14 protein-coding genes are annotated in these 11,485 nt (G+C 50.8%); 5 read left to right on the forward strand and 9 right to left on the reverse strand.

The features are described from left to right. Positions 1-2: 2 nt before the first annotated feature. Complete coding sequence (gene pldA / locus A1SC_RS06505; RefSeq protein WP_016262691.1) at positions 3-872, reverse strand: phospholipase A; 870 nt, start codon at positions 870-872, stop codon at positions 3-5. A 165-nt stretch (positions 873-1,037) separates the two neighbouring features. On the opposite strand from pldA, the gene yigI reads away from it, so the two are divergent. From yigI to A1SC_RS06485, 4 genes are all read left to right on the forward strand, one after another. Next, positions 1,038-1,505: an acyl-CoA thioesterase YigI gene (gene yigI, locus A1SC_RS06500; protein ID WP_001277134.1), complete on the forward strand. Its 468-nt coding sequence runs from the start codon at positions 1,038-1,040 to the stop codon at positions 1,503-1,505. Positions 1,506-1,722: 217 nt separating this feature from the next. Beyond that, positions 1,723-2,613: an EamA family transporter RarD gene (gene rarD, locus A1SC_RS06495; RefSeq protein WP_000380004.1), complete on the forward strand. Its 891-nt coding sequence runs from the start codon at positions 1,723-1,725 to the stop codon at positions 2,611-2,613. Positions 2,614-2,707: 94 nt separating this feature from the next. After that, positions 2,708-3,088, forward strand: coding sequence for a hypothetical protein (locus tag A1SC_RS06490; protein ID WP_001517380.1), 381 nt, complete (start codon positions 2,708-2,710; stop codon positions 3,086-3,088). A 14-nt stretch (positions 3,089-3,102) separates the two neighbouring features. After that, positions 3,103-3,483 carry a DUF2628 domain-containing protein gene (locus tag A1SC_RS06485; RefSeq protein ID WP_000032592.1) on the forward strand — a complete coding sequence of 127 codons (381 nt, stop codon included), beginning with the start codon at positions 3,103-3,105 and terminating at the stop codon, positions 3,481-3,483. Between the two features lie 42 nt (positions 3,484-3,525). Here the strand turns inward: A1SC_RS06485 and corA are convergent, their stop codons facing one another. Beyond that, positions 3,526-4,476, reverse strand: coding sequence for a magnesium/cobalt transporter CorA (corA, locus tag A1SC_RS06480; protein ID WP_000947160.1), 951 nt, complete (start codon positions 4,474-4,476; stop codon positions 3,526-3,528). Between the two features lie 151 nt (positions 4,477-4,627). Further along, positions 4,628-4,684, reverse strand: a complete 57-nt coding sequence (gene ysgD, locus A1SC_RS25675; RefSeq protein WP_211180520.1) for a protein YsgD — start codon at positions 4,682-4,684, stop codon at positions 4,628-4,630. 191 nt (positions 4,685-4,875) lie between these two features. Between ysgD and A1SC_RS06470 the strand changes: the two genes are divergently transcribed. Next, complete coding sequence (locus tag A1SC_RS06470) at positions 4,876-5,610, forward strand: phosphodiester glycosidase family protein (protein WP_228936767.1); 735 nt, start codon at positions 4,876-4,878, stop codon at positions 5,608-5,610. Positions 5,611-5,766: 156 nt separating this feature from the next. On the opposite strand, the gene uvrD is transcribed toward A1SC_RS06470, so the two are convergent. The 6 genes from uvrD to lptM all read right to left on the reverse strand — a co-directional run bounded on the left by uvrD (position 5,767) and on the right by lptM (position 11,389). Then, on the reverse strand, positions 5,767-7,929 hold the full coding sequence (gene uvrD, locus A1SC_RS06465) for a DNA helicase II (protein ID WP_001517382.1): 2,163 nt from the start codon (positions 7,927-7,929) through the stop codon (positions 5,767-5,769). 82 nt (positions 7,930-8,011) lie between these two features. Next, positions 8,012-8,728 carry a 5-amino-6-(5-phospho-D-ribitylamino)uracil phosphatase YigB gene (yigB, locus tag A1SC_RS06460; RefSeq protein WP_001213593.1) on the reverse strand — a complete coding sequence of 239 codons (717 nt, stop codon included), beginning with the start codon at positions 8,726-8,728 and terminating at the stop codon, positions 8,012-8,014. Then, positions 8,728-9,624 (reverse strand): tyrosine recombinase XerC, encoded by an 897-nt coding sequence (xerC, locus tag A1SC_RS06455; protein ID WP_000566225.1) that lies wholly within the window; start codon positions 9,622-9,624, stop codon positions 8,728-8,730. Before xerC ends, yigB begins: the two co-directional genes overlap by 1 nt. Continuing rightward, on the reverse strand, positions 9,621-10,328 hold the full coding sequence (locus A1SC_RS06450; RefSeq protein ID WP_001517383.1) for a DUF484 domain-containing protein: 708 nt from the start codon (positions 10,326-10,328) through the stop codon (positions 9,621-9,623). The genes xerC and A1SC_RS06450 overlap by 4 nt, the downstream gene beginning before the upstream one ends. Next, the gene (dapF, locus tag A1SC_RS06445) at positions 10,325-11,149 is read right to left on the reverse strand and encodes a diaminopimelate epimerase (protein ID WP_001160644.1); all 825 of its coding nucleotides are present in this window, start codon (positions 11,147-11,149) and stop codon (positions 10,325-10,327) included. Before dapF ends, A1SC_RS06450 begins: the two co-directional genes overlap by 4 nt. Positions 11,150-11,185: 36 nt before the next feature. Beyond that, positions 11,186-11,389 (reverse strand): LPS translocon maturation chaperone LptM, encoded by a 204-nt coding sequence (lptM, locus tag A1SC_RS06440; protein WP_000799886.1) that lies wholly within the window; start codon positions 11,387-11,389, stop codon positions 11,186-11,188. Positions 11,390-11,485: the final 96 nt, after the last annotated feature.

Consider the following 11,485-nt stretch of genomic DNA (forward strand, 5'->3'; position numbering starts at 1 on the left):
CATTAGAACAGGTCGTTTAGCATAACCCCCACACCGACGCGGGTCTGGTTAAAGTTATAGTCGATAAGTGATTCGCCGTAACCGCTGTAGACCTGAGTATAAAGACGCACATGTTTGGTGATTGGGTAACTTAAGCCTAACTCTGCGCCGCCGTAACCGGTGTTCCAGTTATACTGCCCTTTCGCGCTCAATACCGCATCACCGAGGTGATAGCCGATTTTAAGCTGGTAGTAACCCATATATTTGGTGATATCCGGGTTATCGTCCGTATTACCCACCACATACCACGGCTTCACTTCTACCAGCCAGTTACCGTGTTCTGCCATCAGGCGGGTATAAAGGCGGTTCCAGCTACGGGACGTCGGGTCAGAACGCCCGTTCGAGTCATGGTTGTAGCCCATCTCCACATCGCGCAGTGTCCAGCCTGCAAAACGGTAATCGGTAGCAAAACCGAGGAACAATTGCGGTTCATAGTTGGTTTCACGAAACGGCGATGACTCTTCGCTATTAGAAAGCTGCCACCAGGATTTCTGGGTGTAGGAAGCGCCCAGTACAGAGTTTGGCCCCAAAATCCCCCGCCACAGCGGAAACGCCAGACTCAACTGGAATTTCACTTCATCCTTACGCGCGTTTTCTGCCCAGTCGTAGCTGGCAATCGCTTCTTTATTCAGATCGCTGGTCTGGGTATAGATGATGTAGTTGGTGTCATAAGGATAAAGGGTGAAAGGATTATCATGCTCCTGCAACATATTGGCGATAATGCTGCCACGTACTGCAGGCGCATCATGCACATCTTTCACCGTTGCCTCTTGCGCATTTGCCACTATCGGCAGCATACACACCGGCAACAAGCAGCCCAGTAGAGTCCGCATCGATCGTGTTCTCCGTAACGAATTATTGATTAGATGAATATTTTTTCTGCGGGCTATTTTACATACTTAACTCAATTGCCGTTAGTTATCCCTTCCTAAAGTAGAAACCAACAACAAAGAAGCATAAAATCAACATTTCATTAACCACTGAAGTGTAAGGATGATATGTCTGCCGTACTGACTGCCGAAAAAGCCCTGAAATTAGTGGGTGAGATGTTTGTTTATCACATGCCGTTTAATCGGGCATTGGGGATGGAACTGGAGCGTTACGAGAAAGAATTTGCGCAACTGGCCTTTAACAATCAGCCAATGATGGTTGGTAACTGGGCACAAAGCATTTTGCACGGCGGGGTGATTGCGTCGGCGCTGGATGTCGCCGCTGGCCTGGTATGTGTAGGTAGTACCTTAACCCGCCACGAAACCATCAGTGAAGATGAACTGCGCCAGCGGTTATCGCGGATGGGAACCATTGATCTTCGCGTCGATTATCTGCGCCCAGGCAGAGGCGAGCGTTTTACAGCCACCAGCAGCCTGTTACGTGCGGGTAATAAAGTCGCCGTCGCCCGCGTTGAACTGCACAATGAAGAACAACTTTATATTGCCAGTGCTACCGCCACCTATATGGTGGGTTGAAAATCTAAAAGCAGGTAAACTGCTGAGACTGATAACAAACGCAAATTGCCTGATGCGCTACGCTTATCAGGCCTACCAGAGAAATGCAATATATTGAGTTTGCATGATTTTGTAGGCCAGATAAGGCGTTAACACCGCATCCAGCATGGGCAAAGCGCACTTTGTCAGCAATCTGAGCAGGTAAGCTGCCGTTAACAATTAAAAATGAGTTTTTCCAATGGATACCAAACAAACGCGGCAGGGCGTATTACTCGCTCTTGCCGCTTATTTTATTTGGGGTATTGCTCCTGCGTACTTCAAGCTGATTTATTACGTACCTGCTGATGAGATCCTGACGCATCGTGTAATCTGGTCGTTTTTCTTTATGGTGGTGCTGATGAGCATCAGCCGCCAGTGGTCCTATTTAAAAACCCTGATTCAGACGCCACAGAAAATCTTTATGCTGGCAGTCTCTGCTGTGCTGATTGGTGGCAACTGGCTACTGTTTATCTGGGCAGTGAACAATCACCATATGCTGGAGGCGAGTCTCGGTTACTTTATTAACCCGTTGGTGAACATTGTGCTGGGAATGATTTTCCTCGGTGAGCGGTTCCGCCGGATGCAGTGGCTGGCGGTAATTCTGGCGGTGTGTGGTGTGCTGGTCCAGCTCTGGACTTTTGGTTCGCTGCCAATCATCGCGCTGGGTCTGGCATTTAGCTTTGCCTTCTATGGTCTGGTGCGTAAGAAGATAGCGGTAGAAGCACAAACTGGCATGTTAATCGAAACCATGTGGCTGCTGCCCGTGGCGGCGATTTATCTGTTTGCTATTGCTGACAGTTCTACCAGCCATATGGGGCAAAACCCAATGTCGCTGAATTTACTGCTGATCGCTGCTGGAGTTGTCACCACCGTTCCGCTGTTGTGCTTTACCGCCGCCGCCACGCGCCTGCGTCTCTCCACTCTGGGCTTTTTCCAGTATATTGGCCCGACGCTAATGTTCCTGCTGGCAGTAACGTTTTATGGTGAAAAACCGGGTGCCGATAAAATGGTGACATTTGCCTTTATTTGGGTGGCGCTGGCGATTTTTGTGATGGATGCGATTTATACGCAGCGTAGAACGACCAAATAAAAAATAAATATATTCTGAAAAAATATGCCTGCTCTTGCACGAGAGTGGGCGTATTGTCATGCTGGCAGGAGATTAAGACAAGGATGTAAAATTAATGTTACGTGTATTTATTCCAACATCTGATGGTAGGATTTCCAGACGCCATTATATATTGTCATTTACTTTGACAAACCTAATCTGCACCTTTCTTATTGTCTTCTTTGCAAATGTGGAAGCAAATTTTCTTGTTATAGCCTCTACTCTCTTACTCCATTATCTCGTCATCAACATGAGTTGCCAACGACTCCGTGATAGTGGGTTCACGTATATAAAAACTTATATTTTTGGTACATTAGCAGTCTATATCGTCTCTTTCATCACAATGATTGCCGAACATTTTGACTGTTCAGGCACTGGTTCTATGATTTTCTTAATTTGCTACTTTTCCACTTTCAGTATGCTAATGCTTGCACCTACTGATTCATCAAAACAATAGTTAAGGGAGTATTTATGAGTAAGGAATATATGAACGATGGTTCATTAACTGAAAAATGGAAATTTCGATTTAATTTTTATGAAAAACATGGTTTTCCTGGATTCTGGGGAGCAACACCTGAATATAAAACAGCATATAAAGAATTAAAAATAAGACAACGATTAACTATTCAAATGAATTTTATTGCTTTCTTCTTTTCCTGGATATATTTATTTGTTCTCGGGTTATGGAAAAAAGCGATTATAGTTCTATTACTTGGCATTTTATCTCTATTTGTCGGTGCATTAATTGGCGTTAACATTCTGGGAATTGTTGTAGTAGCCTATGTTGCTGTTAACACGAATAAATGGTTCTATGAGAAAGAGGTAAAAGGATTAAATACCTGGAGCCTTTGAATGACCGGTGGCTTAGCCTGGCTAAACCACCATTCTCGTTTTTTACAACCAGTTCTTCCGCTTAAAGTACAGATACGGCGCCAGGCCCGCGAGGATCATAAAGATAATTGCGCCCGGGTAGCCGAAAGTCCACTTCAGTTCCGGCATAAACTCGAAGTTCATCCCGTAGCTGGAAGCGACCAGCGTCGGCGGCAGGAACACAACGGATACCACCGAGAAGATCTTGATGATGCGGTTCTGCTCGATGTTGATAAAGCCCATCGCCGCCTGCATCAGGAAGTTCACCTTCTGGAACAGAGACTCGTTATGTGGCAACAGGGATTCGATATCTCGCAGGATCTCGCGCGCCTGCTCCAGTTGCCCACCCGGTAAGCGCGCTTTGCGCACCAGGAAGTTGAGCGCACGCTGGGTATCCATCAGACACAGGCGAACTTTCCAACCGATATCTTCCAGTTCTGCCAACGTGGAGAGCGCCTCGTCGTACTCATCGCCCTGACGCCCTTCCATAATCACCCGGCTCAGTTGCTCCAGATCGCTGTAGATGTTTTCAATTTCATCTGCCAACTGTTCAATTTTGGTTTCGAACAAATCCAGCAGTAACTCGTAGGCGTTACCGTCAACCATCGACTGGCTACGGGCGCGCATACGATACAGACGGAATGCAGGCAACTCACGCTCACGCAGGGTAAACAGGCGGCCATCACGGATGGTAAATGCCACGGTGGAGTTACCGGCGTGATCTTCCGCATCTTCAAAGAAGAAGAAGGAGTGAATATGCAGGCCATCATCGTCTTCAAAGAAACGTGCCGATGCTTCGATGTCTTCCAGTTCCGGGCGAGTTGCCAGGCTCTGGCCAAGTTCAGATTGTACGCGCAGTCGCTCGTCGTCATCCGGTTCGACAAGATCAATCCATACTGCATTGACAAGGGGTTGTGACTCTTCGACTTCCAGCCGGGTCAGTCGGTTATTTTCCAGTTGAAATGCGCTCAGCATGACCGGGACTCCCAATGCTTAAAATATCGGACAGTTCGGTGGGCACACAGAAACATATTGGGTTTCAGACCATTAAACAGCCTGACTCAGCGCGACGGGAAAAATTGAGGTCGCTGACAACCGCTAAGGCTATCAGCAAAAGGGGATAGCCTTAGGAGTTGATCCTGGATGACAGGATAGTGAGCCAGTATCTACTGGGTGTGTCCAAGGCGAATGTCCTCTTAGAGTGATCGTGCGCGCATGTTACGCCAGCAAAATTTTGCCGTCAACACGCAACGGAACACCACAGAACAATAGTTGAACTTCGCGCTTTTCGGTACTCGTCAAGGTCATTAACAGGATAAAAAAATCCCACATCCAGAACCTATAATGGCGCATTGACTACTCATTGGTAAAGGAATGATCACCTTGAATCTCAAACGGATTTTTCTCACTCTCACCTTACTCCCCTTGTTTGCTGTTGCCGCTGATGACTGCACGCTCTCCGATCCGACGCTGACCGTACAAGCGTATACCGTCAATCCCCAGACAGAACGGGTGAAAATGTACTGGCAAAAAACTAATGGCGAAGCGTGGGGAACATTTCATGCGCTGCTGGCTGATGTTGACAGCCTGGGGCAAGTGCAGATGGTGATGAACGGAGGTATTTATGATGAAGGTTATGCGCCTCTCGGTTTGTACATCGAAAACGGTCAACAGAAGGTAGCGTTAAATCTCGCCTCGGGGGAAGGTAATTTCTTTATTCGTCCTGGCGGTGTGTTTTATGTTGCGGGAGATAAAGCCGCTATCGTTCCGCTGCAGGCATTTAAAGCCAGTAAAGATATTCAGTTTGCGGTGCAGTCGGGGCCGATGTTGCTGGAGAATGGCGTGATAAATTCGCGTATTCACCCCAACGTCGCGTCGCGCAAAATCCGTAACGGTGTAGGGATTAATAAACAAGGTAACGCAGTATTTTTGCTCAGTCAGCAGGCGACAAACTTTTATGATTTTGCCTGCTATGCCAAAGCGAAACTGGATGTCGGGCAGTTGCTTTATCTTGATGGCACTATCTCACATATGTATGTGAAAGGCGGCACGATCCCCTGGCAACGTTATCCCTTCGTCACCATGATTTCCGTCGAGCGGAAAAGTTAGAACGATAGTTTTATGTCAGATACTGAATATGGTGCAGATGCCGGATGCGGCGTAAACGCCTTATCCGGCCTACATGACGTTGCAATTTATTGAATCTGCATGATTTTGTAGGCCGGATAAGGTGCGCAGCACCGCATCCGGCAACGGAATCGTAAATTACACCGTCTCCAGCCGGGCGTAAGCCGCCACCAGCCATTTAATACCCTGGCCCTGGAACGCCACCTGCAGGCGGCTATGCTCGCCGCTGCCTTCCATATTGACGATAGTCCCTTCACCAAACTTGGCATGGCGCACACGCTGGCCGAGTTTGTAACCGCTGTCGTTCTCAGCCAGTGGCGTACCCATACGCTGATGACTGACCGGACGACTCACCGTAGCGCGTAATCGCACCTCTTCCACACATTCTTCCGGCAGCTCACCAATAAAGCGCGACGGGCGATGGTAAACCTCTTTGCCATACAGACGGCGAGTTTCCGCATAGGTCAGCGTCAGTTTCTGCATCGCACGGGTTACCCCAACGTAGGCCAGACGACGTTCTTCTTCCAGACGCCCACCTTCATCCAGCGACATCTGGCTGGGGAACATTCCCTCTTCCATACCGACGATAAATACCTGCGGGAACTCCAGCCCTTTCGCTGAGTGCAAAGTCATCAACTGCACCGCATCCTGCCAGGTATCCGCCTGCCCTTCACCCGCTTCCAGTGCCGCATGCGAGAGGAAAGCCTGCAGCGGCATTAAATCTTCATCTTCTTCGTTGTAGCTGAACTGGCGCGTTGCTGTCACCAGTTCCTCTAAGTTTTCAATACGCGTCTGGCCTTTTTCGCCTTTCTCCTGTTCATACATGGTACGCAGGCCAGAGTCTTTAATTACCCGGTCAGTCTGTACATGCAGCGGCATATCGGCAGTTTCTTGCGCTAAGGCGTCAATCAGTTCCATAAACCGTTGCAAGGCGCTGGCAGCGCGCCCAGCGAGGGCTTTTTCCTGTAACAGTTCACGACACGCCTGCCAGAGAGTTAGCTGGCGATCGCGCGATGTCTGGCGAACTACGTCCAGCGTCCGATCACCAATACCCCGCGTTGGCGTATTCACCACGCGCTCAAATGCCGCGTCATCGTTACGGTTGGCAATCAGGCGCAGATACGAGAGCGCATCTTTGATTTCCTGGCGTTCGAAGAAGCGCATACCGCCATAAATACGGTACGGCATACTGGCCTGCAATAAGGCCTCTTCCAGCACACGCGACTGGGCGTTGCTACGGTAGAGAATGGCGCACTCAGCGAGCGCCCCGCCATTGTCCTGCCAGGTTTTGATGCGGTTAACCACAAAACGCGCTTCATCGAGTTCGTTAAAGGCACAATAAAGGGAAATCGGCTCACCGTCCGCGCCATCGGTCCACAATTTTTTACCTAAGCGTCCATTGTTGTTTTCAATCAGGGCGTTGGCGGCGCTCAGAATGTTACTGGTGGAGCGATAGTTCTGCTCCAGACGAATAGTTTCGGCACCAGGGAAATCATTGAGGAAACGCTGAATATTCTCGACCTGCGCACCGCGCCAGCCATAAATTGACTGGTCATCATCACCGACGATCATCACTTTGCCGGTATCACCCGCCAGCAGGCGGATCCACGCGTACTGAATGTTGTTGGTATCCTGGAATTCGTCCACAAGGATATTGGTAAAACGTTCGCGGTAGTGCTGAAGGATATGCGGCTTGTTAAGCCACAGTTCGTGGGCGCGCAGCAGCAGTTCAGCGAAGTCCACCAGGCCCGCGCGGTCACACGCTTCCTGATACGCCTGATAAACCTTCTGCCAGGTTTGCTCTACCGGGTTACCGTAGCTCTGAATATGATGCGGCCGCAGGCCTTCATCTTTCTGGCTGTTGATGTACCACATTGCCTGGCGCGGCGGCCACTGCTTCTCGTCGAGGTTCATCGCTTTGATCAAACGCTTGAGCAGGCGCAGTTGGTCTTCGCTATCGAGGATCTGGAAATCCTGCGGTAGGTTAGCGTCCATATGGTGCGCACGCAGCAGGCGGTGCGCCAGCCCGTGGAAGGTGCCAACCCACATGCCGCCCTGGCTGGTGCCCATCAATTGCCCGATGCGATGCCGCATTTCCGCCGCCGCTTTGTTGGTAAACGTCACCGCCATAATCGAGTACGGCGAGCAGTTTTCCACGCTCATCAGCCACGCAATACGATGCACCAGAACGCGCGTCTTACCACTGCCCGCGCCCGCCAGCACCAGAAGATTGCTGCGTGGCGCGGCCACCGCTTCGCGCTGTTTGTCATTAAGGCTTTCGAGCAGGTAAGAAACGTCCATTGGCACCGCCGCGTAAAAATGTTGGGGCGGAGAAGCGCAACGCCCTCCGCCAAAAAGCTGGGTATATATACAGAGTTGCTGATTATATCAGCGAGGTCAGAGATGCCAACCGGGAAATTTCCAGATGCGGCAGTAAACGGCTGTCCCAGGTTTGCATCAGATCGCCATTTTCCGGTTTGATCCAGCACGCCTGCATTCCGCTGCGAATTGCCCCACCAACGTCGGTGGTGAGATCATCGCCAACATGCAGGATCTCACCGATCGGCACATTGAGTTTTTCTGCCGCCAGAAAGTACATATCGCTGAACGGTTTCGAGCGCCCGTGCGGGCCAGCACGCAGCACGAACTCAAAGTAATCGCCCAGGCCAAACAATTCAGGCTGGGCGTTACCGTTGGTGATCGCCACCAGCGGCCATTTCTTCGCCAGTTGTTTTAAGGTGTCGTGAGTTTGCTGCGGCACATCAATACGGCTGCGCCATTTAGCAAAGTTGATCATCGCCGCGTGTGCGCCTGCACTGGCCTCTTCGGCACTCAGCCCGGCGTCGAGCATGGCTTGTTCGATAGAACGAAAACGCCAGCGCGTCACATCATGATAAATCTCTGGTTCCGCTTCCCGTACCGCCTGGCGCAGACGTTGCAGATCTTCATTCTGGAAGCTACGCAGCGCCGGATGATAATTTTGCACAAAGATAAGTGCTTCTTGCTCGGTACGTTGGATCACCGGACGGTTATCGTAAAGGGTATCATCCAGGTCAAAAGTGAGCGCCGAGATGCGCCCCAAAGGCCGGTAAAAACGCATTATTTCCCCCGTTTAGCGCGTGGATGCGCCGCATCGTACACCGAGGCAAGGTGTTGAAAATCAAGATGAGTATAGATTTGCGTGGTGGAGAGGTTGGCATGACCCAGCAGCTCCTGCACACCACGAAGATCGCCGCTCGACTCCAGCATATGCGTGGCGAACGAGTGACGTAATTTATGCGGGTGAACGTGATTATTCAGCCCTTGTTTTATGCCCCATTCGGCAAAGCGTTTTTGCACATTACGCGCGGATATGCGTTTCCCCTGTTTCGACAGGAAAAGCGCATCGTCTTCGCAACCAAACAGGTCACGCAAATCAAGCCAGTGCTCAATCCACGCCACCGCGTTGCGACCAATCGGCAAACGACGTTCTTTGCTGCCTTTACCCATCACCCATACTTCACCGGACTCCAGGTCGAGGTGTTTGATGTCCAGCCCCACCAGTTCGGAAAGACGCAGACCTGCACCATACATCACTTCCAGCATTGCCCGGTCGCGCACGGCGAGGGGATCATTGATATCGATATCCAGCAGCCGATTCATATCATCGACATCGATATTTTTTGGCAGATGGCGTGCCGCTTTCGGTGCCGAAACACCTTTCGCCGGGTTGGCTTTGAGTTCGTTCTGGCTGACCAGCCAGTCAAAAAAGCTACGTAGCGCAGAGAGGCGTAATGCGAGGCTTGCTGCTCCCAGCCCTTTACGACGACTGCGTACAGCAAAATTACGCACCATCGTCACATCACATTGTTGCCAGCTTTGCAGGTCGTTTTCACTGGCAAAATTGATGATCGCCTCAAGCTGGCGTCGGTAGTTAAGCAGAGTTATCGGGCTAAGTTGACGCTCCACGCTCAGATAGCGTAGATAGCGTTCCACATCGGTATGTAAATCGATCATACGCGTTCAATCCAACGCTCCAGAAGCTCCGGCATCATCAGCGCAATTTCATGGAGTAACTGCGTTCCTTGCCCTTGTTGATAGTGACTGGCATCCCGGCTGGTGAACAGTACGACACCTAAATCAGCATCACTTCCCAACATCGACATCGCTACTGATCCCACCGCTTTCGCTTCCGGCAGCACCACCAGCAGTTCAGGCCCGTTAAGCGGCCCCAGATAATGCTGTTCCTGCCCCAGACGCTGAATACGCAGTGGTTCAAAAGCCTGACGACTCAATGCCAGATAGGTATAGTTCGACGGCGCGCCTAAACGCCAGCGATCCGGGAACAGACGCAGACTCGCGCCCGCCAGACCGAGATCGCGTGCCCAACGGTGAAAGCGCATTAGCATATCGTCGAGACTGCTGGCAGCAGTGAGAGTGCGCTGCAGATAAAGTAAGCGATAAAACAGGCCTTCGTTGGCGGTAGCCTGTTCCATCAACAGCGCCATATTCTCTTCCAGAACATGAATATGGTTACGCGCGCGGGCCATATGCCATTCGACGAGCGAAACGGTGCCACGTACCGGATGCGGCACCCGAATTGCCTCTACTGCGTGCGCATTGCGGATAAAAAACTCAGGATTTTTAATCAGATAATCGACAACCGCTCGGTCATCAAGCTCCGTGAGTGTTTCCTGTAGTTCTTCCCCTGGTTGCTTCATAGATGAATAAATCCGTCGTAAACATGTACTGCCGGACCCGTCATATATAACGGATGACCCGGACCTTTCCAGGCGATATCAAGGCGACCGCCAGGGAGTTCCACACGTACTTCTTCGGCCAGCAAACCTTGCTGAATCCCTACCGCTACTGCCGCACACGCGCCGCTGCCACAGGCCTGAGTTTCTCCTGCCCCACGTTCATAGACTCGTAAACGAATATGCTCGCGCTTAACCACTTGCATAAAACCGATATTGGCACGTTCCGGGAAGCGTTCGTGGTTTTCCAGAACAGGGCCTAGTGTTTCTACCGCCGCAGTATCGACATCATCGACCTGAATCACGCAGTGTGGATTACCCATTGACACCACGCCGCATAAGATTGTCTGCTCGGCGGCGCGCATAATATAGGTCTTTTCCGCTTTGTTGGCGCGAAACGGCACGGCGGAAGGTTCGAAATTTGGTTCGCCCATATTTACCCGCACCAGATCATCATCGGTGACGGTCAGCACCATCCGACCATTGGCGGTGCTAACGCGAATATCGCGCTTATTGGTCAGCCCTTTCAGGCGTACAAAGCGGGCAAAGCAGCGTGCGCCGTTGCCGCACTGCGCCACTTCACTACCGTCAGCATTAAAAATACGATAGTGGAAATCGAGTTCTGGATCGTAAGGCGGCTCGACCACCAATAGCTGATCAAAACCCACACCCAGGTGCCGATCCGCCAGACGACGAATCAGATCCGGTGAAAAAAAGACATTCTGCGTTACCGCGTCGACGACCATAAAATCGTTGCCAAGGCCATGCATTTTCGAGAACTGCATTATCTACTCCATTCACGCGGGTACAGAAACTGACTTTTAGTAATTCACCTGAGATGGGCCATCGCCAGTGGCGCGGTCGTTTTTATCCGGCAACGTGGATTGCGTTTGCGTATCTACCGGTTTGGTCGGCGGTGGCGCGTTTTTATCTGCGGGCGGGAAATAGAGCGGACCTTTCAGACCGCAGCCCGTCAGGCTGAAAAGAGTCAGTAATACAGTGAGTGCCTTAAACACGTTTTTCATTATGGATTGCCTGTAAAGTTCATCGCTTTCTGCTTTCTATCATCGCAGGAGAAGACGTAAAAGCAAGCGTTTAGCGACTCTTTATGAAGTCTGAAA

This window comes from Escherichia sp. KTE52, from assembly GCF_000408325.1.
Taxonomy (GTDB): Bacteria; Pseudomonadota; Gammaproteobacteria; order Enterobacterales; family Enterobacteriaceae; genus Escherichia; species Escherichia marmotae.

What these genes read in the sequence shown, in the direction of transcription:
- A1SC_RS06450 (WP_001517383.1), bottom strand. Translation starts at nt 10,328, where the DNA reads ATGAAGCAACCAGGGGAAGAACTACAGGAAACACTCACGGAGCTTGAT.
- yigB (WP_001213593.1), bottom strand. Translation starts at nt 8,728, where the DNA reads ATGCGTTTTTACCGGCCTTTGGGGCGCATCTCGGCGCTCACTTTTGAC.
- xerC (WP_000566225.1), bottom strand. Translation starts at nt 9,624, where the DNA reads ATGATCGATTTACATACCGATGTGGAACGCTATCTACGCTATCTGAGC.
- dapF (WP_001160644.1), bottom strand. Translation starts at nt 11,149, where the DNA reads ATGCAGTTCTCGAAAATGCATGGCCTTGGCAACGATTTTATGGTCGTC.
- uvrD (WP_001517382.1), bottom strand. Translation starts at nt 7,929, where the DNA reads ATGGACGTTTCTTACCTGCTCGAAAGCCTTAATGACAAACAGCGCGAA.
- yigI (WP_001277134.1), top strand. Translation starts at nt 1,038, where the DNA reads ATGTCTGCCGTACTGACTGCCGAAAAAGCCCTGAAATTAGTGGGTGAG.
- lptM (WP_000799886.1), bottom strand. Translation starts at nt 11,389, where the DNA reads ATGAAAAACGTGTTTAAGGCACTCACTGTATTACTGACTCTTTTCAGC.
- A1SC_RS06490 (WP_001517380.1), top strand. Translation starts at nt 2,708, where the DNA reads ATGTTACGTGTATTTATTCCAACATCTGATGGTAGGATTTCCAGACGC.
- A1SC_RS06485 (WP_000032592.1), top strand. Translation starts at nt 3,103, where the DNA reads ATGAGTAAGGAATATATGAACGATGGTTCATTAACTGAAAAATGGAAA.
- pldA (WP_016262691.1), bottom strand. Translation starts at nt 872, where the DNA reads ATGCGGACTCTACTGGGCTGCTTGTTGCCGGTGTGTATGCTGCCGATA.
- rarD (WP_000380004.1), top strand. Translation starts at nt 1,723, where the DNA reads ATGGATACCAAACAAACGCGGCAGGGCGTATTACTCGCTCTTGCCGCT.
- corA (WP_000947160.1), bottom strand. Translation starts at nt 4,476, where the DNA reads ATGCTGAGCGCATTTCAACTGGAAAATAACCGACTGACCCGGCTGGAA.
- A1SC_RS06470 (WP_228936767.1), top strand. Translation starts at nt 4,876, where the DNA reads ATGATCACCTTGAATCTCAAACGGATTTTTCTCACTCTCACCTTACTC.